20 protein-coding genes are annotated in these 24,787 nt (G+C 40.7%); 16 read left to right on the forward strand and 4 right to left on the reverse strand.

Annotated elements, in window-relative coordinates; all coding sequences use genetic code 11:
- Nucleotides 1-62 precede the first annotated feature (62 nt).
- Nucleotides 63-479, reverse strand: coding sequence for a hypothetical protein (locus G3T18_RS17665; protein ID WP_224411900.1), 417 nt, complete (start codon nucleotides 477-479; stop codon nucleotides 63-65).
- 474 nt (nucleotides 480-953) lie between these two features.
- On the opposite strand from G3T18_RS17665, the gene G3T18_RS17670 reads away from it, so the two are divergent.
- Complete coding sequence (locus G3T18_RS17670) at nucleotides 954-1,670, forward strand: biliverdin-producing heme oxygenase (RefSeq protein ID WP_224411901.1); 717 nt, start codon at nucleotides 954-956, stop codon at nucleotides 1,668-1,670.
- Between the two features lie 166 nt (nucleotides 1,671-1,836).
- Nucleotides 1,837-2,940, forward strand: a complete 1,104-nt coding sequence (locus G3T18_RS17675) for an aromatic ring-hydroxylating oxygenase subunit alpha (RefSeq protein WP_224411902.1) — start codon at nucleotides 1,837-1,839, stop codon at nucleotides 2,938-2,940.
- Nucleotides 2,941-3,007: 67 nt separating this feature from the next.
- Here G3T18_RS17675 and mfd read toward each other — a convergent pair whose 3' ends face one another.
- Nucleotides 3,008-6,493 carry a transcription-repair coupling factor gene (gene mfd, locus G3T18_RS17680; protein ID WP_224411903.1) on the reverse strand — a complete coding sequence of 1,162 codons (3,486 nt, stop codon included), beginning with the start codon at nucleotides 6,491-6,493 and terminating at the stop codon, nucleotides 3,008-3,010.
- Nucleotides 6,494-6,783: 290 nt separating this feature from the next.
- On the opposite strand from mfd, the gene G3T18_RS17685 reads away from it, so the two are divergent.
- From G3T18_RS17685 to G3T18_RS17710, 6 genes are all read left to right on the forward strand, one after another.
- Entirely contained in the window at nucleotides 6,784-8,118 is a 1,335-nt protein-coding gene (locus G3T18_RS17685; protein ID WP_224411904.1) for a hemolysin family protein, read from the forward strand.
- 136 nt (nucleotides 8,119-8,254) lie between these two features.
- Nucleotides 8,255-9,505, forward strand: coding sequence for an adenylate/guanylate cyclase domain-containing protein (locus tag G3T18_RS25770; RefSeq protein ID WP_224411905.1), 1,251 nt, complete (start codon nucleotides 8,255-8,257; stop codon nucleotides 9,503-9,505).
- 96 nt (nucleotides 9,506-9,601) lie between these two features.
- A complete protein-coding gene (locus G3T18_RS17695; protein ID WP_224411906.1) occupies nucleotides 9,602-11,098 on the forward strand; it encodes an MBOAT family O-acyltransferase in 1,497 nt (498 codons plus the stop codon).
- Entirely contained in the window at nucleotides 11,073-11,987 is a 915-nt protein-coding gene (locus G3T18_RS17700; RefSeq protein WP_224411907.1) for a hypothetical protein, read from the forward strand. The genes G3T18_RS17695 and G3T18_RS17700 overlap by 26 nt, the downstream gene beginning before the upstream one ends.
- A gap of 205 nt (nucleotides 11,988-12,192) precedes the next feature.
- A complete protein-coding gene (locus G3T18_RS17705) occupies nucleotides 12,193-14,115 on the forward strand; it encodes a S9 family peptidase (protein WP_224411908.1) in 1,923 nt (640 codons plus the stop codon).
- A gap of 154 nt (nucleotides 14,116-14,269) precedes the next feature.
- A complete protein-coding gene (locus G3T18_RS17710) occupies nucleotides 14,270-14,530 on the forward strand; it encodes a hypothetical protein (RefSeq protein ID WP_224411909.1) in 261 nt (86 codons plus the stop codon).
- A 50-nt stretch (nucleotides 14,531-14,580) separates the two neighbouring features.
- Here the strand turns inward: G3T18_RS17710 and G3T18_RS17715 are convergent, their stop codons facing one another.
- Complete coding sequence (locus tag G3T18_RS17715; protein WP_224411910.1) at nucleotides 14,581-15,414, reverse strand: metallophosphoesterase; 834 nt, start codon at nucleotides 15,412-15,414, stop codon at nucleotides 14,581-14,583.
- 257 nt (nucleotides 15,415-15,671) lie between these two features.
- Between G3T18_RS17715 and G3T18_RS17720 the strand changes: the two genes are divergently transcribed.
- The 3 genes from G3T18_RS17720 to G3T18_RS17730 all read left to right on the forward strand — a co-directional run bounded on the left by G3T18_RS17720 (nucleotide 15,672) and on the right by G3T18_RS17730 (nucleotide 17,465).
- A complete protein-coding gene (locus G3T18_RS17720; RefSeq protein ID WP_224411911.1) occupies nucleotides 15,672-16,394 on the forward strand; it encodes a pentapeptide repeat-containing protein in 723 nt (240 codons plus the stop codon).
- 226 nt (nucleotides 16,395-16,620) lie between these two features.
- On the forward strand, nucleotides 16,621-16,914 hold the full coding sequence (locus G3T18_RS17725; RefSeq protein WP_224411912.1) for a hypothetical protein: 294 nt from the start codon (nucleotides 16,621-16,623) through the stop codon (nucleotides 16,912-16,914).
- Between the two features lie 296 nt (nucleotides 16,915-17,210).
- Entirely contained in the window at nucleotides 17,211-17,465 is a 255-nt protein-coding gene (locus tag G3T18_RS17730; RefSeq protein ID WP_224411913.1) for a hypothetical protein, read from the forward strand.
- A 38-nt stretch (nucleotides 17,466-17,503) separates the two neighbouring features.
- On the opposite strand, the gene G3T18_RS17735 is transcribed toward G3T18_RS17730, so the two are convergent.
- Nucleotides 17,504-19,432, reverse strand: a complete 1,929-nt coding sequence (locus tag G3T18_RS17735; protein ID WP_224411914.1) for a dipeptidyl-peptidase 5 — start codon at nucleotides 19,430-19,432, stop codon at nucleotides 17,504-17,506.
- Between the two features lie 128 nt (nucleotides 19,433-19,560).
- Here G3T18_RS17735 and G3T18_RS17740 point away from each other — a divergent pair, with 128 nt between their 5' ends.
- The 5 genes from G3T18_RS17740 to G3T18_RS17760 all read left to right on the forward strand — a co-directional run bounded on the left by G3T18_RS17740 (nucleotide 19,561) and on the right by G3T18_RS17760 (nucleotide 24,773).
- Nucleotides 19,561-20,727 carry a RuBisCO large subunit C-terminal-like domain-containing protein gene (locus tag G3T18_RS17740; RefSeq protein ID WP_224411915.1) on the forward strand — a complete coding sequence of 389 codons (1,167 nt, stop codon included), beginning with the start codon at nucleotides 19,561-19,563 and terminating at the stop codon, nucleotides 20,725-20,727.
- A 93-nt stretch (nucleotides 20,728-20,820) separates the two neighbouring features.
- On the forward strand, nucleotides 20,821-21,498 hold the full coding sequence (locus G3T18_RS17745) for an HAD-IB family phosphatase (RefSeq protein ID WP_224411916.1): 678 nt from the start codon (nucleotides 20,821-20,823) through the stop codon (nucleotides 21,496-21,498).
- Nucleotides 21,495-22,100, forward strand: coding sequence for a methylthioribulose 1-phosphate dehydratase (mtnB, locus tag G3T18_RS17750; protein WP_224411919.1), 606 nt, complete (start codon nucleotides 21,495-21,497; stop codon nucleotides 22,098-22,100). The genes G3T18_RS17745 and mtnB overlap by 4 nt, the downstream gene beginning before the upstream one ends.
- Nucleotides 22,101-22,340: 240 nt before the next feature.
- Nucleotides 22,341-24,032 carry a CTP synthase gene (locus G3T18_RS17755; RefSeq protein WP_224411917.1) on the forward strand — a complete coding sequence of 564 codons (1,692 nt, stop codon included), beginning with the start codon at nucleotides 22,341-22,343 and terminating at the stop codon, nucleotides 24,030-24,032.
- Nucleotides 24,033-24,356: 324 nt separating this feature from the next.
- Nucleotides 24,357-24,773, forward strand: coding sequence for a hypothetical protein (locus G3T18_RS17760; RefSeq protein ID WP_224411918.1), 417 nt, complete (start codon nucleotides 24,357-24,359; stop codon nucleotides 24,771-24,773).
- Nucleotides 24,774-24,787 lie beyond the last annotated feature (14 nt).

The raw sequence follows: 24,787 nt of genomic DNA on the forward strand, positions 1-24,787 counted from the left end.
TAAAACACCACGTCTCTACACTCCAAAATTGCTTTTTCTTCCTGAAAATTTAATGAGTTTAACTAGCGCATTAAATTTACAGACACATTCGGAGTTACTCCTAATTTCACATCAACAGTTACCCCTTTCAGAACTGATAATTTCAATCGCTCTTGTAAATTTTTAGCGAGTAGCAAAGCATTAAAAATAACTCCTAGTAATTTATTAGCTTTATTGGCTGCGGTTATTTCTTTAACTGTTTCTTCGTTAATGCGATCGAGAGAACCAACCAGAGTGGTTCTGATTTCCGGAATTACACCCATTTCCAGTTTAAAACTACCGACACTTAAACCCAAATCCTCAGCAATTGGTAGCACTTTTTGATATTCTTCTAAAACCACATTAAATTGTTCTTGCGCCATTTCGGACATTTCACCAGCTTGTTCCTGCAATTTGCCCGAAACTTCTTGTGCTTGATTAGTTATTTTGTTAAAAACCACAATTATACCTAACAACCTCGATCGAATTGATTATACCAACTTCTTGCGAGCAAGGAAAATTTGATAAATTATTTAACAATATTTAGGTATTATTGGCAGCCGCAAAAAGTCAAAAAAAATGAGTTTGAAAAAGTAGGTGGAAATCAGTTAATTCCCTTTTCGATCGAGGGGGAGACAGAAGTTGCTTGAGAATCTCAACATAGTCCTAGCGATCATAGGTAGGGGAATCCACACAGTTTCACTATCTGACCCCAGGTTATACTCTCGAGAGAGTGGCGATCGCGCGACATCCTCGTCTACAATCGCTGAAGAGTCGTCGGTTACAACACTTACAATCTCAGGGAAATTACTTTTCTGTAAAAATTCTTAATGATAATTCTCATTAAATCCGTTTAAGCTAGCAAGTTAGGCGGTTTGAAAGCAAATTTTGTAAAGATTAATACAGCAAGCTGATTATAGAACAGGAAATTGGACATGAGTGTTAATTTAGCTACAATGTTACGCGAAGGGACGAAAAAGTCCCACACAATGGCAGAAAATGTTGGTTTTGTCAAGTGCTTTCTGAAAGGAGTTGTCGAAAAAACTTCTTATCGGAAATTAGTTACCAACCTCTATTTTGTCTATTCCGCAATGGAAGAAGAGATGGAACGGCTGCAACACCATCCCATTGTCTCGAAAATTTACTTTCCTGAATTAAACCGCAAGCAAAGCTTAGAGCAAGACTTGTACTATTATTACGGTGCAAACTGGCGCGAACAGATTGCACCCTCAGAAGCAGGAAAAGCTTATGTAGAGCGCATTCACGAAGTAGCAGCCAATCAACCCGAACTCTTAGCCGCACATTCCTACACCCGTTACTTAGGAGATTTGTCTGGAGGACAAATTCTTAAGAAAATTGCCCAAAAAGCAATGAATCTCAACGAAGGAGAAGGTACAGCTTTTTACGAATTTCAAGAGATTTCTGACGAAAAAGCCTTTAAGCAAAAATATCGTCAAACGCTCGATGAATTGCCTGTAGACCAACAAACAGCAGAACAAATCGTTGATGAAGCGAATGATGCCTTTGGTATGAACATGAAACTGTTTAACGAACTAGAAGGTAATCTGATTTTAGCGATCGGTCAGATGTTATTCAACAGCTTAACCCGCCGCCGCAGTCGTGGCAGCACCGAGTTAGCCACCGCCGAATAAACTAAAATTTCCGAGATTAAACTTTTGCAAAACAATCTGTGGAAACTTGGTGAGGGTGAAGAATCTTTATCGAGTTTCCGCAGATTGTTAGCTTTTTAAGGATTAATACTGAATTTATGAAACTGAAACGCTAGGTTATACAAACTCTTCATTAAAGATAATTAAAATGATACAGACTCAACAAAAGACTTTTTCGACACCAGATTTTCAATCAAGCTTTTTAGATGCTAAGTTTTATACTGACCCAAACCTGCTTGCTCGAGAAAAGCAAAAGATTTTTCGACGGAGTTGGCTTTATGTCGGCGATGCAGCTAACTTATCAAGAGCAGAAACAGTCTGGGTGACAGAAGTAGCTGGGTATAGTATTCTCATTATTCGAGATAGTAATCATACTTGGCAAGCTTTTCACAATGTTTGTCCTCATCGTGCTTCTGTGTTAGTGCCTGAAATAGGAATTCATTCCCTCAAAAGGTTAGTTTGTCCTTATCATGCTTGGGTTTATAACTTGAATGGTCAGTTAAAGGGAATACCTGCAAAAAATCGCTTTCCCTCTCATTTTTGCGATGAAGATTTTCCTTTAAAAAAAGTTCGCTGCGAACAATGGTTAGGATTTATCTTTGTTTGCTTCAGTGAAGATACACCTCCTTTGGAAGAGTATTTAGGAGAAATTATTGGTAGTGTGAAAGAGCATCATACTGAAGCTACTAAGTTATTAGTTAAAAAACAGTATTCAGTCGCTTGTAACTGGAAAAATTATCATGATAATACTCTTTGTGATTATCATGTTCCGATAGTGCATCCTCATACCCTCAACCCTATTCAAGGGTCAGTTTGCTATTACGAGCATTTTTTCGATCGCTATGTCAACCTATTATATACACCAACTACTAAAGAGTGGCGATCGCGCTATCCTAGCTTATCCCATTTAAGCGATCGCGCTCGTTTCGGTTTCTTTACCTATGGAATTTTTCCTAATTTACATTTGTTAGCCTTACCTAATGGGGTATTAGCTTGGCTGCGTATCGATCCAGTAACAGTTGAAAGTTGTCTGGTGAATCTAGAGATTTATGGTATCCCTGATTTTAGTCCTCCGGCGGCTGAATTAGCAAGTGATTTTGAAGCTTTTATGAGCGAAGATATGAAAATTACCGAAGGGGTACAAAAAGGATATGCTAGTGGTGTTTATCAAGCTGGTTTAGCAAACGAACTTGAAGCACGTATTTTGCACCAGCAGCAGTTAATTCGTTCTTGTTTACAAGCAGATAATTAAAATCCTCAACTCAATAGGATACATTCAGGGGATAATTCCCATTATCCCGACCGAATGCACCAGAAAATTAAACTAAAGCTGGTTCGGGTAAAGCCCCCTGCATTTTACCTAACCACTCCACTAAACTTTCTAATTGTTTGCTAGTTTTGAGAACGCCTAAACCGCGCACTGTAACTTTTTTCGGAGTATAAACAAAACGAGATTGTAAGTGTTGCGGTAAGTTTTCTTTCAACAAATTCCAAGCTGGTTCTTCCATTGGTGTTTCTAAAACTATATTTTGCTTACCTTCTGGTTTAATGCGCGAAAATCCGAGGGATTTGGCTAGTTGTTTGAGTTCCATAATTCGCAGCAATTGTTCTACTGGGGAAGGAAGAGAACCGTAGCGATCGCTCCAGTCGGCTGCTATTTGAGCTAGTTCTTTTTTCGATGTAGCAGAAGCAACTATTCGATATGCGTCCATTTTTTGTTCGATGTTGGGAATATAATCTGTAGGAATAAACGCTACGATCTTGAGATCGATTTGCGTTTCTTCGACTTGGGGAATTTCTTGTCCTTGAATTTCTTTGATTGCTGATTGCAGCATTTCCATATAAAGATCGAAACCAATTACATCCATTTGTCCGGATTGTTCTGCACCTAAAAGATTACCAACTCCGCGAATTTCCATGTCTCTTACTGCTAGTTGATAACCCGATCCCAATTGAGTAAATTCTTGCAATGCACGCAATCTTTGTCTCGCGGCATCAGATAAACTACTTTGTTTCGGATATAGTAACCAAGCGTGTGCTTGAATACCAGCGCGACCTACTCGACCGCGCAATTGATACAGTTGAGATAAGCCGAATTTCTGTGAGTCTTCGATGATAATTGTATTCACTCTGGGAATGTCTAAACCTGACTCAATAATCGTCGTACAAACGAGGATATCCGCTTCTCCGTCGTTAAAGGTGAGCATGGTTGATTCTAACTCACCTTCACCCATTTGACCGTGCGCGATCGCAATTCTCGCACTGGGTAACATTTGCCGCAATTTCCCGGCAACTTCTTCGATTCCGGCGATTCGGGGAACGACATAAAAGATTTGTCCGCCTCTGTCTAATTCGTTACGAATTGCGGTTCTGATTACTTCTAAATTGTACGGTGAAAGATGGGTTTTAATCGGACGACGGGATGGCGGCGGTGTCGTAATTAAACTCATTTCTCGTACTCCGGAAAGTGACATATATAAAGTTCTTGGAATCGGAGTAGCGGTTAAAGTCAGTACGTCTACTTGAGTTTTTAGTTCTTTAATTTTTTCTTTTTGATTCACACCGAAACGTTGTTCTTCATCTACTACTAGCATTCCTAAATTGCGGAATTTTACGCCTTTACTTAATAGTTGATGCGTTCCTACTACTATATCTAATTCTCCGGTTGACAGACGTTGTAAAATTTCTTTGCGTTCTGAGGCGGTACGAAAGCGATTTAATAAACCAATGTTAATTGGATAGGGGGCAAAACGTTCTTTGAGAGTATGATAATGTTGTTGGGTGAGAATCGTTGTCGGAGCCAAAAAAGCCACTTGTTTATTCGCAGTAGTAACTGCTTTGAAAATAGCGCGAATTGCTACTTCTGTTTTGCCAAAACCTACGTCGCCACAAATCAAACGATCCATTGGACGATCGCTTTCTAAATCACGCTTTACGTCTTGAATTGCTTTTAGTTGATCTGGCGTGGGTTGATAAGGAAAAGAATCTTCTAATTCCTGTTGCCAAGGCATATCTGGAGGATAAGCAAAGCCGGAAAGTTGAGAGCGTTTGGCGTACAAATTAAGCAAGTCTACGGCTAATTTTTTTACCGATTTGCGGACGCGATTTTTGGTTTTTTCCCAGGCTTTGCCGGACATTTTATTTAGTTCGGGCGGACGCTTGCCAATCTGTCGAAAACGCGATAAACTCTCGGAAGCATCCGCAGGAACGCGGAGTAAACCATCGGCGTATTGAATTACTAAATATTCGCGAGTTTCTAAACTTTCTAAACGCAGAAATTTGCCAATTCCATGACTTTTGTGAACTACATAATCTCCTGGATGTAATTTGTTAATATCTACTTGTTTGGAAGCGGCGCGGCGACGCTTGCGAATATATCCGGGAGTAGCGAGGGCGTGTTGTCCAAAAAATTCTTTGTCGGTGACAACTACAATTCGATAAGTTGGGAGAATAAATCCTTCTAATTCGGCTAAACCGGAATATTTAACAGCAACAGAAACCTGCTGGTTTTGTAATCGCTCAATGGCGGGATAGTCGCGCGGATTGGGAATAAATTGGGCGGGACAATCGTGTTCTTGAAGTAAGGCAACCGAACGAGAAGGTTGAGCCGAAATTAACCAACTGGAAAATTTATTTAGTTGGATGTTGCTATAGATTTCTCGTTTGCCGCGCAGGATTTCTGCTAATTTGGCAAATTGATGAGGTGTGACGGGAAGAGGACGAGAAGAAAGATTAATTCCGGCGGCATTTTCTTCTACTAATTCAGCTAAATATAAGCGGAGAAATTCGGCGGCTGCGGCTAAAGATTCGTCAAATTTTCGATGAATTTTTGGTAAAGAATTGCGGTCTAATTCCTGCCATTGTTCCTCAGCGTGTTCCACCCAGCGATCGCTGTGGGCGCGACATTGTTCGAGTTCGTCGAATGCACATAAAGTGTTTTTTGGCAAGTAGTCGAGTAAAGAAGCAGGTTGGTCGAAAGCTAGTCCGAGGAAGCGGCGCATACCTTCAGGAAAATTCTCTGACTGCCAAGATTCCTGTTCTTCGGGGGAAAGATAAGCTTGGACTTGTTCGAGGTTATCCTGGCTCAAATTAGCGGCAATAATCGGCGCATAATTAGTTGGGGTGAGGATTAACTTTTCGATGCGATCGAGCGATCGCTGCGTCACCGGATCGAACTCGCGCAACTTTTCCAACTCATCCCCAAACCACTCCAGCCGCACAGGTAACTCAGCCGAAACCGGGAAAATATCGACAATATCGCCGCGCCGACTCCATTGTCCTTCAGTTTCCACCTGGGGAACTCGTTCGTAACCGAGTTGAGCTAATTCCTTGTCTAGAGATTTAAATTCCCAAGTCATCCCCACAGTTAAAGTCAGACAATAAGGGCGAAAAACTGCGGGTGGAGGAAGATGAGGTTGCAGCGATCGCTCCGTCGCAATAATCGCTAATTGCCGAGAATCAACTTCCTCCCCGACTAAATCCGCCAAAACCTGCATTTGTCCCCAAATCATCTCCGATTCCGGGTCAAAAGGCTCATAGGGAGACGCTTCCGAAGTCGGGTAAAAATGCACAGTTTGCCAACCCATCGCCTCCATCAGCGTCGCCATGCGTCCCGCTTCTTCCAGAGTCGCACAAACCAGAAAAAGATTGCGTTCCGCCGCTTTCGCCAAAGCCGAAGCAACCAAAGCCTTTGGTAAGCGAGGAACACCATTAACGTGTAAAAATTGCTCTCGATTAAGTTTAGTAAGTAATTCGCCCGTCAGTGGCGATCGCTCAATAGTACGAATAACTGAAGTAAATGCCATATTAGTCTAGTGATTGGGGATTGGGGATTGGGGATTGGGGATTGGGGATTGGTGATTGGGGGTACGTGGTCAATGATAACTGCTCATTGACAACTGATAACTGATAACTGGTAACTGACAACTGATAACTGATAACTGGTAACTGATAACTGATAACTGGTAACTGACAACTGATAACTGATAACTGGTAACTGACAACTGATAACTGGTAAATGCGGCTACTTGCTCGCTCTCTCTCATACTAGATATAGAACCAGATTTTAACCCTTGCCAGCAGCCCAAAGAAATCCATGCTCGACTTTACTAGGGAACTTATCATCATTTTTGTCCTAATTCTCGCCAATGGCATCTTCGCCATGTCAGAAATCGCACTTGTATCCGCCCGGAAAATTCGTTTAGAACAACTTAGCGAAGCAGGAGACACTAAGGCAAGGGCTGCCTTAAAGTTAGCTAATAATCCGAATCAGATCCTCTCCACCGTCCAAATCGGCATTTCCCTAGTGGGCATTTTTGCTGGTGCATTTGGTGGTGCGACGATCGCCGAAAAATTAGCTTTAGTATTTGAGCGAGTACCACTTCTTGCGGCTCAAAGTGAAGGATTCGCCCTGGCGATCGTCGTCTTAACTATTACCTATCTCTCATTGGTAATCGGCGAACTCGTTCCCAAACGCCTCGCTCTGAGTAACCCAGAGAAAATTGCTACCCAAGTAGCTAAACCTCTTCGTAACTTGGCTACTTTAGTCTCGCCAGTAGTGCATTTGTTAAGCGTTTCTACAGATCTAATTTTACACCTGTTCGGTACCGACTTAGCCGCAACCGAACCCTTGGTGACAGAAGAAGAAATTAAAGTGATGCTCAAACAAGGTACTGAAGCGGGAATGTTTGAAGTTGCCGAACAAGATATGATCGAGCGAGTTTTGCAGCTTGATGACCGTAAACTTAGCACTTTGATGACTTCTAGACCAGAAATTGTCTGGCTTAACCTAGAAGATTCTGCCGAAGCTAACCGCCAAAAAATTATTAGCAGCAACCACACTCGCTTCCCTGTTTGTCAAGGTAGTTTAGATGAAGTCTTGGGAGTCGTCCCAATTACAGATATTCTCGCTGCTTGTCTATCTGGGAAACCGTTTGAACTTACGACTTATTTGCAGCAACCTTTATTCGTTCCAGAAAGTACCAAAGCTTTAAAAGTGTTGGAATTATTCAAACAAACAGGTACTCATATCGCTCTCGTCGTCGATGAATACGGCGTAATTCAAGGAATTGTCACGCTTAACGACGTGATGGAAGCGATCGTCGGCGATATTCCCAAAATAGATGAATCAGAAATGCCCCAAGCAGTGCAGCGAGAAGATGGATCTTGGTTATTGGATGGAGTATTAGCGATCGCCGAATTTCGGAAACTCTTTAACATTGACGAATTACCCGGAGAACAACGGGGTAATTATCATACATTAGGCGGTTTTGTAATTACCCATCTGGGTAAAATACCCTCAGCAGCCGATCATTTTGAATGGCAGGGTTTGCGCTTTGAAGTCATGGATATGGACGGCAACCGCGTTGATAAAATTTTAGTCATGCCCATCGAAAGAAACTTACGCGATCGCACCAATGATGTTTATTGAGTTGTCACTCAGTAGCGATCGCCCTTTCTCAACCCCTAGGAAAATGTAGCTTATCTTAGAAAAGAGTCTTATTCTGCTCAGAAAATTGCCATCAGGGTGACTCTTTTCCCATTGTTATTTTATCTTTACTTTTCCCGTGCTAAAATCTGCTTCCAATCACCAGCCAAACGACCTCGATCTTAAATTAAATGGTAGTCGCTGGAGCGCCTTTATCAGCGAGTTATTAACCAATAGCGGTCATTTTCTCGTTCTCAATTCCTTGGCAGAAATTGCCATCATGAATTGGCAAATATATCTCACCGATCCAGCTCACTATATCATCTTTTTCGCCCTCCTGTTTCAAGCTTGGTATTTATCCCGCCCCCAAGCCAATCGCTTTTGGGGTAATTTAATTGGTGCAGCGATTTATACAATTGTCGATTTACCCATCGATGGGAGCGCATTTTTTTACGAAGCTAATCATTGGATTCTGTGGTTATTTGCTTTATTCATTGCCATCTTGCAAGGTTTGCGGTTTCACTGGGCAACTTGGCTGACTAACTGGCTGATTCCTTTTGAGAGTCTCGCGAGAATGGGAATGTTAATTTCTCTCTATCTAGCTGTCAGATTTAAATTATCTTTAAATACTTTCATCGAAGGAAATTCCCTTGATTTTCTCGCTACTCCCGAACAACAGTTTTTAGTTGAAAGTTTGATTTTTGTTGGCTTACTCTTGGGTTTACAAACTTTGCAAGTAACGCGACAGCAACAACAACTGCAAGAAACTGCCCAATTATTACGCAATTTAGCCGAGTGGGGTATGGGCAGTTATGCTGTCAGTAAAGCCGTCACCAATCCCCAAGCCTTAAATTTTCAGCGTTGCGATCGCGCGATCGTGTTTATGGATATTCGCGGTTTTACCCATTGGTGCGAGGAAACTGCTCCCGATCTTGTCGCCAAAGTTCTCAACTCCTATTATCATAGTGTGGAACCAACCGCAACCGCCTATCAACCGCTACGAATTACTTTAACTGCGGACGAAATTATGGCAATTTACGCTACACCAGAATTAGCAGTTAATGCCGCGATCGCCATGCAGCAAACCGCCACACCCCTACTCGCCACCCATGCTTTAGGAGCAGGTTGTGCCGTACACTGCGGTACAGTAATTGAAGGTTTCTTTGGTAGTGAAGATGTGCGAACTTATACCGCCATTGGCGATGCCGTCAACACTGCTAAACGTCTGGAAAGTGCCACCAAAGCCGGAGAAATTACCATCTCCGATGCCGTTTATCAACTGCTTCGCGAACAATTAACAGTAGAATCTCGCCCAGCAATTATCGCTAAGGGAAAAACAGACGCGATCGAAGCTTGGCGCTTACTCGGAAAAACCCTCCGTCAAAAATGAAACAGTCCCGTCTCCCACCTCAACATAATGCCATTTCCCAAAAGATAGACTAACATCGGAAACAACCCATCTCACTCTCCTCTAACTACACCCAAAATGCTCTTTAACAGTCTTACCTTTGTCATCTTCTTTCTCCTCACCTTCGTTATCTACTACCTACCTCAATCCCGCCAAATACAAGTACCCATTTTAATCATCGCCAGTTTCATTTTTTACGCCTGGGCAAACCCCAAACTACTTTTTCTCTTACTCATCTCAATTTTAATTAATGCGATCACCAGCTACCAAGTAGATCGCACAGCCAACCCCAAACCAAGGTTAATTTGGGCGATCGCTGGCGTTACTGCCAACTTACTAATTCTCGGCTTATTTAAATACGGCAAACTCTTCACCGAACTTTTTCTCAATCTCGCCAATGTCTCCGCTCTTTCTAATCAAGGCATCATCCCATTATTACTACAAATACCTCTCCCAATCGGTATTTCCTTTTACACTTTTCAAGGAATTAGTTTAGTAATTGATGTCCTCCGAGAACAAAAAGCCGGAGAACAAAAAGAAGTTTCTGTCGAAGAAACTGACTTCCTCAACTACTTATTCAAAACTTCATTTTTTATCTCTTTTTTTCCCCAGTTAATTGCCGGACCAATTGTTAAAGCCCACGACTTTTATCCCCAAATCAAAACCAAATACTTTGCTGACATCAATTGGGAAATCGTCTTTCGTTCCCTAGTAATCGGCTACTTCCTCAAAATGGTCATCGCCGACAATTTGAAAGACTACACCTACTGGATTAACTATCCTTATTTCCAAGGTTTAGCCTCCCTCACCATGCTGATTTTACTCTTTGGTTACTCAATGCAAATCTTTGCCGACTTTGCAGGTTATTCCCTAATTGCCATCGGTTTAGGTGCAGCCTTGGGTTACAATTTACCCGATAACTTTCACTTTCCTTATATCGCTCGTTCGTTATCAGAATTTTGGCGACGCTGGCACATTTCTTTATCAACTTGGTTAGGCACTTATCTCTACATTCCTCTCGGCGGCAATAAAAAAGGAAAAGTCCGAACTTATATTAATTTAATGATTGTTATGACTCTGGGCGGACTTTGGCACGGAGCATCTTGGAGTTACGCTGTTTGGGGCATTTATCACGGCATTGGATTAGCTATAGAAAGATTCCTTGGTTTCAATAAATCTGCACCACCAAATGCCGAATTAAAGCCAAATTTACGACAATTTTTCCTCGACTCAATCCGAGTCTTAACCGTCTTTTCCTTCGTCACTTTTGGTTGGTTACTGTTTCAACTACCTCGTTTTGAACACGCCGTCTTTTTCCTCGTAACCATGTTCAAAAACACTGATGTCCAACTCCAGCTTATTTACATTATCCCCACCTTGATTTATGCTTTACCTGTAATCATTTATCATCTACCTTATTTTCCTACCTTTAACAAATATATTGGCGAAACAATGCCCACAGGAAAAAAAGCTCGTCGTGGTGGAATCTGGCAAGATTTAGCTCTCGGTATAATGCTAGTGGGAATCTTACTTAACAGTGGTCAATCAAATGCCTTCATCTACTTCCAGTTTTAGTTTTCCTCTGAAAATTAAATGGGGACAAAGAATTATTCGCCCCCTTGCCATTTGTCTGTTTTTCATCACTTTATATCAAGTCTTAATTTGGGGAGGATTAATACCACCTAGTTCGGGAATTAATCAGCAACAAGAGAATATTATTAAAGCCGAAAACTACGTCTACGATCGCCAGCTTAACCCAGAATTGGTCTTAGTCGGTAGTTCAATGGCTGCTCGTCTCGATGCAGCAGCTATTACCCAAAATGCTTTTAATCTTGCAATGGCGGGTATTTCCAGCCAAACTGGTTTAGAAATCGTCGCTGAAAAGCCCCAAAAACCCGATTTAGTTTTGGTGGAAATTAACGATACTATCGAACGAGGCGCTAATCAAGATTTACTCAGCAGTCTATATAACCCTTTTTTATATTCTCTGCGTTTGTTGCTACCCATGTTTCGCCAAGAATATCAGCCAGTCAGTGTTTTTGTTGATTGGTTGCGAGGAGAAAATAATCCACAAGGTACTACTAAAGAACAAGTTAATCCAGAAATCCGTGCTCAATTAGTAGAAAATTATCAAACAGAATGGAACCACGGTTTACCAGAAGATTTAGAGCAAAGAATTAGAATTGAAGCTGAGGAAATTAAAAACACAGTTTCTCAACTTAAAGAATTGGGAGTCGAGGTTATCCTTTTTGAGATGCCGATTGAAGAAACTTTAGCAAATACTGTACGCCAAAAGCAAGTACAAAAACTGGTGCGCGATTTATTTCCGAATAATAATTATCGCTGGTTACAACCACCTCCGGAAAAAGATTGGATAACTACTGATGGCATTCATTTAGTTGTTTCTGAGGCTCAAAAATATGCTGATTTTCTCAAACAACAGTTACCGGAGGTGAGTATTTAAATGTTGTTCAGTAGAGAAAATATTTCCCAAAAACTTCTACGTAAAATTACTTAAGGCGATCTACTACCGAGGTGAAAATAGGCTTTTTCCAAAGATCGGTATGGGGAATTTTCCCTATCCCGATGGGTAAATTCCCTCACCCCCTTCGATTAAGAAATTAGCTAGAGTGCATCACAACAGAGAAAAATTATCTGGAAAGTAAGCTATGACAACGACAAGCGAAACTCACACCTATACCCAATTACCTCCTTTAATTCCCCGCCAAATTTTGTTTGGTAATCCCGAACGAGTTAGTCCAAAATTGTCGCCGGATGGTAAATATTTAGCTTATATTGCTCCCGACGAAAAAAATGTTTTGCAAGTTTGGTTAAAAACTATTGGTGAAGAAAAAGAAACTCAATTAACTAATGATAAAAAACGCGGAATTCGGATGTATTTCTGGACTTATAATCCAGAACAATTGATTTATCTACAAGATTCTGATGGCGATGAAAACTTTCACCTTTATTCGGTGAATATTAACACTAATATTGTCCGGGATTTAACTCCATTTCAAGGTGTAAAAGCTCAACCAATTGAATTCGATCGCGAATATCCTGACGAAGCTTTAATTGCTTTAAACTTAAATAGTCCGGAAAAATTTGATGTTTATCGTCTCAATTTGAAAAATGGCGCAGTAGAATTTGAGACAGAAAATCCAGGTAATATTGTTAGTTGGACAGCAGATCCTCAGTTTAAAATTCGCGTGGCGGTTGCGGCAACACCTGATGGTGGTTCAGACTTACTTTATCGTGAAAATGTAGACCAAGATTGGCAAGTTTTGCGTCATTGGGGTCCTGATGATGGCGGTGGTGCAATTGACTTTGATGATGAAGGTAAGACACTCTATATTATTGGTTCTCATGATGCTAATGCGGAACGTTTGTTAGCTTTAGATTTAGCTACGAAAGAAGAAACGGTAATTGCTGCTGATGAAAAGTATGATGTTGGTGGTGTGGTTATGCACCCGACAAAACGAGTAATTCAAGCAGTTTCGTTTTACAAAGATAAACTAGAATGGCAAATTTTAGATGAAAATATTGCTGAAGATTTTGCTAATTTAGGGAAAGTTCGTTCGGGTGAATATAGTATTACCAGTCGCGACTTAGCTGACAAAAATTGGATTGTTGCTTACTTGACTGACAATGGTCCTGTTTACTACTATTTTTATAACCGCGAGACGAAAGAAAGTAAGTTGCTGTTTAGCAGTCAACCGAAGTTAGAAGATTTACCTCTTGTCCCGATGCGATCTGTAGCATATCAGTCGCGGGATGGGATGACAATTCACGGCTATCTTACTTTACCAATGGGTGGCGAAACTCCGGTTCCGACGGTGTTATTGGTTCATGGGGGACCTTGGGCGCGAGATACTTGGGGTTACAGTTCTACGGTACAATGGTTGGCGAACCGAGGTTATGCGGTGATGCAAATTAATTATCGAGGTTCGACTGGTTACGGGAAGGATTTCGTCAATGCAGCTAATCGTGAATGGGCTGGGACGATGCACGATGATTTGATTGATGGGGTAAACTGGTTAATTGACCAAGGTATTTCTGACCCGAATAAGATTGCAATTATGGGTGGTTCTTACGGTGGTTATGCGACTTTGGTGGGGTTAACTTTTACACCAGATGTGTTTACTTGCGGTGTGGATATTGTCGGACCGAGTAATTTAATTACGTTGATGAAGAGTATTCCTCCTTATTGGAAACCGATGATGGCGATGTTTCAGCATCGGGTGGGAAATTTGGAGACGGAAGAAGAATTTTTGAAATCGCGATCGCCACTTTTCCAGGTTGATAAAATAGAGAAGCCTTTGTTAATTGGACAAGGTGCGAACGACCCTCGCGTGAAACAAGCAGAAAGCGAGCAAATTGTCGAGGCAATGAAACAAAATGATAAGCCTGTGGAATATGTTCTTTATACTGACGAAGGACATGGTTTTGCGCGTCCGGAGAATCGCTTGCATTTTTACGCGATCGCAGAAGAATTTCTGGCAAAATATTTAGGCGGTCAATTTGAATCTGTGGATAAGGTTGAAGGACATTCTGGTATTGTCCAGCGCTATCCAGATAACGATAATAACTAATTAGTTAGGGTGGGCTTTGCTCACCCTGCAAATTTTTAGGGTATTGTCATCAATATTTCAGAAAAATAACAGAGAAAAATAAATTCAAACTAATATCAAAAAGTTAGAATTATTCCTTAAGTAATTAGTTGAAAAAATGAGACAATATTTTAATATGGCAATTGTAGAAACATTTCATCTTCAATTAGGTTATACAGTCTTTGTCGGTTCAATACAAAGTAGTAACCGAATAGTAAAAAATACTAAAGCAAAAATTTTTATTGACGGAAATTTCTTTCAAACAATAGAAATTAGTGGCGAATTTCTAACGAATATTAAACATCCTCAAGGCTATAGGGCTATTTCAACAACCGATAAAGTAGATATTGATTCAGTTTTTGTTAAGCAATACTTTTGCGAGTTAAAAGAAATATAACATTAGTTTTTTCGATGATTTTCTAATTTAAGTAAATTCAAATTGTCTCTCTAAATCTTTTCTTCCCAGATTTGCCCATCAGCAGTTAAACGAAAAATAGCGATCGCATCTTGATTTGACCAAGCAACTTTATTTAAACAGCAAATTTCGGTGAATTTTCCTGGTGCAACTTGAATTTGATTGCGGTAACTGAGGTGCATATGTCCGCATAAAACTAACTGTGGTTGTAGCAAATCAATCAGTATTTTGGCATACTCATTACCGATACCATCAGAACGAGAAGGAGGTAGCGATCGCGCGATCGTTTCTTCGTCTTCTGGGGCGATTATACCTTGCGCCCACTCGTGTAGCAAGAGAATGTCTGCTGACTGCATCTCCATTGCTTGAGAGATTTCCGCTTCGGTAAAGCTAATTAATTTTTTGCGCGATCGGGAACTAATTTTTGCAATTGATGGTCTACACTGAGTAAATAAATCTTCCTGGTAAATACCAGAAACACCAACAATTTTTAATCCTGCTAGTTCCACCGAACCAACTCGACCCAAATAATAACAATTATCCGCAATTTTACCACCTTCAGGAGTTAAATCCAAAAAACCATAAGGTTCGTGATTGCCTCCAATAAAATATACTTGCCAAGGAAACACAGTTTTGCCAGAATAAAAATCAGGAAAATCACCTAATTTGCGATAGCGAGAAGGTGCAGCCATCGTTGCTAAATCAGCCTCATTTCGGTGGGGTTCAAAATCTCCCACTTGCAGTACAAAAGCTAACTGCTGTTGAGTGCGACTTTCCCAAGCCTGCAGCAACCTTAGCATAGCATACATTTCACCATGAACGTCGCCTACAGCCGCAAAAAAGATATCTGAAGATGAATTAAACATAAAAGCCTTTTATCCTTTTATCGGAGAGAGATTGTTGAGTATTACACCTGTATAACTCACTCTCAGCAAAAATCTGGTTTTTTGGGTTTACGCGAGTAAAATTTGTTTTAAGATAGAGAAAGTAAGTTATCGGCTGAGTGACAAAACCGCAAATCGATTGAGGATTTTGTCTCGACGATCGATCCCTAAGCTTGGGTGTGCGAGCGTCAGGGTGGAATCTTGGTAAAAATAACTGTACCAAAATCCACAATATCTTTATGCACTATCAAGAATTTTTAGCGCTTTATGCTACCGGAAAAAGAGATTTTTGTCGCACCAACCTGACTGGTGCAAATTTAATTGGAGCCGACTTAAACAATATTAACTTAAATGATGCTATCCTGTCTGGCGCTGATTTATCTGGTGTTAATCTAACTAATGCTAGCTTATTCGGGGTTAATCTGCGCGGTGCTAATCTTAGTAATGCTAATCTTAGTAATGCTGATTTGCGCGGTGCAAACCTTTTTTTTGCTAAATTGAATAACGCCAATCTGCAAAATGTTAATTTATTTCGTGCAGATTTGTGTCGGGCAAATTTATCTGCTAGCGATCTAACTCGTGCTAATCTCAGTAATGCTGACCTGAGTAGTGTTGATTTAAGTTATTCTTGTTTAGAATCTGCTATTTTTTGCGATGCAAATTTGCGTAGTGCTAACCTCAGTAGCGCTAATTTAAGTTATGCTAACCTGTCTGGTGCAACGTTAATACAAGCGATTATTTGTCAAGCAAATTTACAAAAAGCTAATTTAAATTTATGTAATTTAGCTTATGCAAAACTTACTAAAGCCGATTTACGCCAGGCTGATTTAAGTGACTCTAATTTAGCGGGAATTGATATAGATGAAGTTGATTTAGCAGGTGCAAAATTAAGCGGGACAGTTCTCGATACCAATCTTTTATTGCAAAAAAATTCTCGTCAAGTAATTGCTAATCTAACTTAAATTAACTGAAAAAAATAAGCTGTATATTTTTATTTTGCTACTTGGAATTTACCAGTTATCTTTTCGAGGTTGTGCTTCAGTTTTTACTAGATACCTGTAATCCTAGCTAGAGCAGCTTTTGAGAATTTGTTGCGCTTGCTCGCACTCACATTTGCTCTACTCTTTATGGTAGAATTTAATTATATATATCTTTAGCGTCTAGGGATTAAGCCTAGCTAGATTAATTATGACTTTAACAATAGAACAAATAATTAAAAATACCAATATTGAACAAATTAAGAGTTTAGATACAGAATTTAAAAAAATCCGAGAATCTTTAGAGAAGAGTTTTTCTTCTCAGGATGCTGCTCTTCCAAAAGAGTATCTCAAGGATTTTCAACAAATTGAAAAATATATGTTGAACTTAAGAAGACCAACGATTATCGTCAAGAGTTTGAATACTTTAAAAAACTCAAAAAGCTTTGGAAAAAATTTAAAACTCAGTATAAAGAGTTCATTTCACAAGAGATTATTATCCTAATCGAAAAACTTGAGCTTTCGATCAAAAGTTAGTTATCTTAGATGCAGGGGGAGTTGGGATACTCGTAAATCCACTTGCTAAAAAAAAGAAGAACAAAAATAAAAAATCGATTTCAGAATCAATCGCCTGTAGTGAATGGCTAGAAAAGTTAATAACTAAAAAATATATTATCGCTATATCTGAAATTACAACCTATGAGACAAAGCGCGAGCATTTTCGACGTATTCAAGATCCAAAATGCTGTCGAGAAGCAAAACGCTGAAAAAGCTATAGAAGAGTTAAATGAACTTATTAACATGAAGAGAGTTATCCAATATCCAGTTACGCCTAAAAAAGGTGATGTAATGGAAGAAGCGGCTAAACTCTGGGCTTTTGCACGAAATAATTCTCGGGTAGCCTACGATGCAGATTTAATTATAGCCGCTCAAGCTGTGGTGATTAAAAGGATAGGAATAGACGTAATTATCGCAACAACTGATAGCGAAGATTTCAACAGATTACTAAAACAGCATCATATTGATGCTAGACGTTGGAAGGATATTCAACCTTAGAAATCACCTAATTAGGCAAAATTAAGCAATTATTTTGACTATAAATTCATAATTTCTACTGGTTCAATTTCATCAGCAGGTTGAAAACCAAAAATGCGGGAATAAAAGTAAAATTCCCCATCCAAAGCCCGTTTAATATTTTCGGCGCTACGGAAACCATGTTGTTCGTCAGCAAAAGCAAGATAAGCCACAGGTAAACCTTTATTTTGTAAAGCTGTTACCATTTTTTCCGCTTGGTTGGGAGTAACGACTCGATCTTGTAACCCTTGAAAAAAGATTACCGGACAAGACAATTTTTCGGTAAAATTAATTGGCGATCGCGCAATATACACTTCCTTCTCTTCGGGATATCTCCCAATCAAACGGTCTAAATACCTCGACTCAAATTTATGGGTATCTGTAGCGAAAGTTTCTAAATCACTCACACCATAGTAAGAAGCCCCAGCTTGAAAAACATCCCGAAAAGTCAATGCTGCCAGAGTCGTATAACCACCCGCACTTCCGCCCGTAATCGCTAACCTTTTCTCATCCACTCTACCTTGTTCGGCTAAATATTTGGCTGCATTCGCACAATCATTAACATCAACAATTCCCCACATTTTTTCTAATCGCTGACGATACTTGCGTCCGTAACCCGTACTACCGCCATAATTGACATCCAGATAAGCAAAACCGCGACTCGTCCAATATTGAATCTTCAAACTAAAAGTTACTGAAGCTGCGGCGGTTGGACCACTGTGACTTTTCACTAATAACGGTGGTAACTCGCCAGTGGGTGCAGTATAATCCTTATTTTTGGGTGGATAAAACCAAGCATAAGCTAGATTATCATTATCTGTAGGAAAGGCGATCGCTTCGGGAACAGATAAATATCCAGGGTCAATTGCTAACTTACTCGACTCTTTGAGAACGTGAAAAATTCCCTTCTCAATTTCCATCTGCACCAATACCGTCGGTTGGGTTGGCGAACCGCCAATAAAGACAATCTTACCTGGAGAAATCACTTCTAGGGAACTAATACTCGTATAGCGAGTTTCAATTGGTTGTAACTGTTTGTTCGTAACGTCAAAACGAGCCAAAAACCAACTACCCTCACGAGTATAAGTGCAAATTATGCTCTCAGCCGACTCAAAAACATAAGTCGTCACCCCAAACACCCAATGAGGATAACCAAACTCAGCCTCTAGCGGACACAAACACTCAACATCACCTTGCCAACGATAAAGATTCCACCAATTAGAGCGATCGCTTACAAAATACAATATCCCATCCGGCGACCACTCAGGCTGACAAATTGACTCTTCATCTCCCCCAGCAACACACTCCGCTTCAGCTAGCGAACCATCAGCCTCAATTTTCGCCACATACAACCGAGTGCTATCCCAAGGCATATTTGGATGATTCCATTCTAACCAAGCCAAGCGCGTACCATCCGGACTCAAGCGAGGTGATGAATAAAAATCGCTTCCTCTCAGTAAATTTGTCACTTTCCCAGAAGTCAAATCTACAGCGACAATAGTATTTTCCGGCTCCTTTGCTCCCTCTTGATGTTCCTCACCAACACAAATCAAGCGATTTCTCGGCTTATCCAAAATTGCATTCGCATAACGCCTCTTTCCCTCCGGAGTTAACGCTTGGGGTTCTTGATTAAGATTTTGTTTATAGATGCGTTGGTCGGCAAAATTAGTAAAATAAATTGTTCCCTCCGCCACCAAAAATGCGCCACCACCATACTCATGAACGCGAGTCCGCACATTAAAAGGTGCAGGAGTCACATCTGCTACTTTACCATCAGCCCCCTGTCGTACCAACACCTTACGCCCCTTTTCCGACGGACGCGACTCCAACCAGTAAATATCCTCACCATCCACAGCAACTCCCCCTAATCCGACCGTTTGTGAGACAATGAGATCGGAGGCGATCGGAGATTTCCAAGAACCAAAACCCTTAACTTGTACTTGTGTCATCGTTTAATACTCACTTATCTGCACGCTTTCCCCCAGAATACAAAACTTTCTCGTTCTCGTTTCGAGGTTCCGCCTCTCCCCAACCAATTCTCTCCAATAACTAACAAGTAGGGCTATAACCGATAACCATGACTATTGAAATTGATTACCGTTTTCCACCGGGAATAGATGCAGCTAAACAAGCTAAAATAATCGCGATCGGGCAAACTGCGGGAACGTGGGATGCGCGTTTTGCTCATCGAGAAAAATCTTTGCGATCGCATTTAGCGGAGGTTGTTAAGCTGGAAACTGACAATCAAGGTTATAGTATCGCTACAATTCGCTTTCCAGAGATCAACGTCGAGAACGATATCCCTAGTTTATTAACAGCTATATTCGGCAAATATTCAATGGCAGGGGCAGGAAAAGTCATTTCAGTTCGTTTGCCTCAAAATTACGGTACGCGTCCCAAATTCGGTATTAGCGGCGTTAGAGAGCAATTGTCAGTGGAATCTCGCCCTTTGGTAATGGCAATTTTTAAGCCAGCTTTGGGGCTTTCGGCTGAAGATCATGGCGAGATTTTTGCTCAAGTTGCTCGTGCGGGTTTAGATATTATTAAAGATGATGAAATTTTAGGTGATTTAGAAGTAGCACCAACACGCCAACGTTTAGCAGCTTGTCGGCGAGTTATCGAGGAAGTAAAAGACAAAACTGGGCGAACTGTTCTCTATGCGGTTAATGTTACTGGAAAAGCAGATCGGTTAATTGAAAAAGCGCGTTTATTAGTTAAAGAAGGCGCAAATGCACTATTACTAAATGTCCTAACTTATGGCTTTTCTGTATTAGAAGCATTAGCTACAGATCCAGAAATTAATGTACCTATTTTCGCACATCCTGCCTTTGCTGGGGCGATGTGTGCGGCTGGAGATACAGGATTAAGTTATTCTGTGGTTTTAGGGACATTAATGGCGTATGCTGGGGCTGATGCAGTGTTGTATCCCGCCCACTATGGTAGTTTACCATTCGATCCCGGGGAAGAAGCAAAAATTAGAGACGAATTGCGATCGCGCAACGTTTTTCCTGTCCCCAGTGCGGGAATACATCCTGGGATTGTCCCCCAAGCTTTAACTGATTACGGCACGGATGTTATCCTCAATGCAGGAACCGGAATTATGGATCATCCCGACAGCCCCGCTAGTGGTGTTAAAGCCTTTTTTGCAGCTTGGGAAAGAGTTAAGAATAAGCAATCTTTTGAGTTAGAAAGTTTACCTGAAGGAGCTTTAAAACAAGCTATTGCTAAATGGGGTAAGAAATAAAAAGTAATTTTTGTATTCTCGCTCAAAATTGTAGTTTAATTATTTAGTGAATCTTGTAAAATTAGAGTTTCATTGATAAATTGAGGTTGAAAATTGCAGTTACCAGTCGAACAAAATTTACCTAAAAAAGCAGTTTACTGCGACTTTGACGGGACAATTACAGCCGTGGAAACATTTGCGGGAATGTTAAAAGAATTTGCACCGGAAATGTCAGCAAAAATCATGCCCCAATTGTATGAAAGAAAGCTAACATTAAGAGTAGGCGTGCGACAAATGTTAGAATCGATTCCAGCAAGACAATATCAAGCAGTAATTGACTATGCTAACGATAAACCAATTCGTCCTGGTTTAACTGAATTAGTCGATTTTCTTGACAGTAAAAACATTCCTTTTTATGTGGTTTCTGGTGGTTTACGCGATATGGTAATTCGCGTTTTAAGTAGGGAAAATGAAGCGAGAAAACCATTAATTAGTCGAGTTGCAGGTATAGCTGCGGTAGATGTGGATAACAACGGAGAATACTTGCAAGTAGCTTCAGAATTTGAAGCAGACACAGAATTAGTTGCAAAAGTGCGCGTAATGGAGAAATACCCGGCAAAAGAGAAAATCGCGATCGGCGATTCGATTACCGATTTTAACATGGCATTAAAAGCAGATCTAGTCTTTGCGCGCGATCGCCTGATAGAATATCTCGAATCTGAAGGTAAACCTTACCTACCCTGGAATAACTTTTTCGATATCCGCGACACTCTCGCACAAAAATGGCAATAAATACAGATCCACGCAATACCATAATTAATGCCGCCAGTCAATTCTATCAACTAGGTTGGATGGTAGGAACGGCAGGCAATCTTTCCGCAAAAATGCCCGATAATAGTTTTTGGATTACCGCATCTGGAAAAAATAAAGGACAATTAAGCGAACAAGATTTCGTGCGAATTGCTGCTCATGGCGAGATGATAGAATCAGCTCATCCAGAAAATCGTCCTTCTGCTGAAACCAGCATCCATCAAGCAATTTACTCCTTATTTCCTGATGCAAAAGCTTGCTATCACGTTCACTCAATTGAAGCAAATCTAGTTTCTAATTTTACCCAAGCAGAGAGTTTAGATTTGCCACCGTTAGAAATGTTAAAAGGATTGGGAATTTGGGTAGAAAATCCTCAAGTTAGTATCTCTTTATTCGAGAATCATTTATCAGTCCCAAAAATTGCCGCAGAAATCGAAACTCGCTTGCAAAATGCACCTCCAGAGATACCCGCGCTTCTCATCCGCAACCACGGTGTTACGGTTTGGGGCAATTCACCCACAGCCGCACAAAATCACTTAGAAATTGTAGAATATATCTTTCGCTATCTCGTCGCAGCGCGTTGACAGTGAGCAGTTAACAGTTACCAGTTACCAGTTACCAATTGGGATAAGAGATAATTAGAAGATGAGAAATAACCAGGAATTGGAAGACTGAGGAGAATTGTAGAGTAAACTGCTAACTTTTTACTGTTCACGGAGAAATACAGTTACGTGGTAGCTGTGGGTACTTGCTAACTGATAACTGATAACTGATAACAGCTTGTGGCACAATGAACAGGGTGAATAACTAAACAATTATTTTTTATGAGTAAATTTGTCTTTGTAACAGGTGGCGTAGTTTCGAGTATCGGTAAAGGTATTGTCGCGGCTAGTTTGGGAAGACTGCTGAAGTCGCGAGATTATTCAGTGTCGATTTTGAAACTAGATCCTTATATTAACGTCGATCCAGGAACGATGAGTCCTTTTCAACATGGAGAGGTATTTGTCACAGAAGATGGTGCGGAAACTGACTTAGACTTGGGACATTACGAACGTTTCACCGATACCTCGATGTCTCGCTTGAATAGCGTGACTCAAGGTTCAATTTATCAAGCAGTGTTAAATAAAGAACGTCGTGGCGATTACCAAGGCGGTACAGTACAGGTAATTCCCCATATTACCAATGAAATCAAAGAACGGATTCATCGAGTTGCGAGAAATACGAATCCTGATGTCGTCATTACTGAAATTGGTGGAACCGTTGGCGATATTGAGTCACAGCCATTTTTAGAAGCAATCAGACAATTCCGGAAAGACGTAGGTAGGGCAAACGTATTGTACATCCACGTGACCCTAATTCCTTGGATTCCCTCAGCCGGGGAGATGAAAACTAAGCCAACTCAACATTCCGTGAAAGAATTGCGTTCAATTGGGATACAACCAGATGTGTTAGTATGTCGAAGCGATCGCCCTTTACAACCGGGAATCAAGGAAAAACTGTCCGAGTTTTGTGACGTACCTACAGAATCAGTGATAACCGCCCAAGATGCTAATAGTATCTATGAAGTACCGCTAATTTTAGAGAAAGAAGGACTAGCCCAACAAACCCTAGAATTATTGCAACTCGAACAAAGACAACCAGAATTAGAAAAATGGGCTACCTTAGTCGAAAGATTGTATCGTCCTAGCAGTGAAGTAGAAGTAGCGATCGTCGGTAAATACGTGAGATTAACCGATGCTTATCTTTCCGTAGTCGAAGCCTTACGTCACGCCGCGATCGCTGTCGGTAGTAATGTTAACATTCGCTGGGTTAGTGCAGAAGATATCGAACGCGACGGTGCAGCCAAACATCTTCAAGGCGTTAGCGGTATTGTCGTTCCTGGAGGTTTTGGCGTGCGTGGGGTAGAAGGTAAAGTAATTGCCGTAGAATATGCCCGTAGCCAAAAAATGCCTTTCCTCGGCTTATGTTTGGGAATGCAATGTTCGGTAATCGAATGGGCGACTAATGTAGCTTGTTTAGAAAAAGCCAATAGTGCCGAATTTGACCCCGAAACCCCCAATCCCGTCATTAACCTTTTACCAGAACAGCAGGATGTAGTCGATTTAGGTGGGACAATGCGTTTAGGCTTATATCCTTGTCGTCTAGCAGAAAACACCCTCGCTCACTCACTCTATCAACAAGAAGTAATTTACGAACGTCACCGTCATCGATATGAATTTAACAACGCCTACCGTAGCTTGTTTATCGAAACAGGTTATTTAATTAGTGGGACATCTCCCGACGGACGTTTAGTAGAAATCATCGAACTGAAAGAACATCCATTTTTCATTGCTACCCAGTTCCATCCTGAATTTCATTCACGTCCAAGTAATCCTCATCCGTTATTTTTAGGCTTCGTCAAAGCAACTTTAGCCAAAGCTTCAGCTAATCAAGGGAGTTCCCAAACAAACCCAAGTAGCATTAATGTTTCCGAGGAAAAAACTAACCAGCAACGAGAAACAGCCGACATTTCTTAGTGACTGAGAGAGAAGACTCGAATAGCTGTAACCTTGATTGTCAGTAAAGTTAAGAGCAAGATCGAGTATTTCCAGGGGGGAAAGTTTATACTGAGATCTTGGAGTAATCATCATCCCCTAGGGATTAAAACTGAGTAGTAGTTTCCTCTTCGGTAGCGATCGCCGATGTAACCTCTAACTTATACCCCCTGGGATTTCGGAACGCGGTAAATTAACTTGACAATGAGCGAGAAATTCTTTAAACCCATTTCAAGCAAAATGATACAGTCAAAAGAAGCAAAAGCGCTCTCTTGCGCGTCAACTCACCTGATGTGAGGAGGTTTTGTGGCGTACTGGGTTAAAGTTAAATACGAGCGAAATGAGTATGTAGTCGATCTTGACCGCATTAGTGTCTTTGTCGTCGCACCGAACGGCAGAGTTACTTTTTGGTTGCCAGATAGCTCAATTCCAATTATTATAAATCGACAAGCTAATGCGGATGACTATCAGCAAGTTCTCCAGTATGTTAACCAAATATCCTCTCACTCGCTTATGGGAGCTTGGGTAAAAATTTTTTACGATCGCAGTGAGTATGTTATCGACCTCAACCGGATTAGTAGTTTTTGCTATTCCCCCAATGACAAAGTTACTTTTTGGCTACCTGATAGTAGTATGCCAATCATTATCACTAAACAGGGCGATCCTGATAGCTACACCAAAGTTATCAATTTTATCTTTAGAAAAACTGGTCATTCACTGTAGGTGGTTGTTGGTTG

It is taken from the genome of Oscillatoria salina IIICB1, from assembly GCF_020144665.1.
GTDB lineage: Bacteria > Cyanobacteriota > Cyanobacteriia > Cyanobacteriales > SIO1D9 > IIICB1.

Bases quoted from the DNA above. Each gene is read 5' to 3' on its own strand.
- G3T18_RS17675 (WP_224411902.1), top strand. From the start codon at position 1,837: ATGATACAGACTCAACAAAAGACTTTTTCGACACCAGATTTTCAATCA.
- G3T18_RS17755 (WP_224411917.1), top strand. From the start codon at position 22,341: ATGAGTAAATTTGTCTTTGTAACAGGTGGCGTAGTTTCGAGTATCGGT.
- G3T18_RS17700 (WP_224411907.1), top strand. From the start codon at position 11,073: ATGCCTTCATCTACTTCCAGTTTTAGTTTTCCTCTGAAAATTAAATGG.
- G3T18_RS17725 (WP_224411912.1), top strand. From the start codon at position 16,621: ATGACTTTAACAATAGAACAAATAATTAAAAATACCAATATTGAACAA.
- G3T18_RS17705 (WP_224411908.1), top strand. From the start codon at position 12,193: ATGACAACGACAAGCGAAACTCACACCTATACCCAATTACCTCCTTTA.
- G3T18_RS17670 (WP_224411901.1), top strand. From the start codon at position 954: ATGAGTGTTAATTTAGCTACAATGTTACGCGAAGGGACGAAAAAGTCC.
- G3T18_RS17720 (WP_224411911.1), top strand. From the start codon at position 15,672: ATGCACTATCAAGAATTTTTAGCGCTTTATGCTACCGGAAAAAGAGAT.
- G3T18_RS17710 (WP_224411909.1), top strand. From the start codon at position 14,270: ATGGCAATTGTAGAAACATTTCATCTTCAATTAGGTTATACAGTCTTT.
- G3T18_RS17730 (WP_224411913.1), top strand. From the start codon at position 17,211: ATGAAGAGAGTTATCCAATATCCAGTTACGCCTAAAAAAGGTGATGTA.
- G3T18_RS17695 (WP_224411906.1), top strand. From the start codon at position 9,602: ATGCTCTTTAACAGTCTTACCTTTGTCATCTTCTTTCTCCTCACCTTC.
- G3T18_RS17715 (WP_224411910.1), bottom strand. From the start codon at position 15,414: ATGTTTAATTCATCTTCAGATATCTTTTTTGCGGCTGTAGGCGACGTT.
- G3T18_RS17740 (WP_224411915.1), top strand. From the start codon at position 19,561: ATGACTATTGAAATTGATTACCGTTTTCCACCGGGAATAGATGCAGCT.
- G3T18_RS17685 (WP_224411904.1), top strand. From the start codon at position 6,784: ATGCTCGACTTTACTAGGGAACTTATCATCATTTTTGTCCTAATTCTC.
- mfd (WP_224411903.1), bottom strand. From the start codon at position 6,493: ATGGCATTTACTTCAGTTATTCGTACTATTGAGCGATCGCCACTGACG.
- G3T18_RS17735 (WP_224411914.1), bottom strand. From the start codon at position 19,432: ATGACACAAGTACAAGTTAAGGGTTTTGGTTCTTGGAAATCTCCGATC.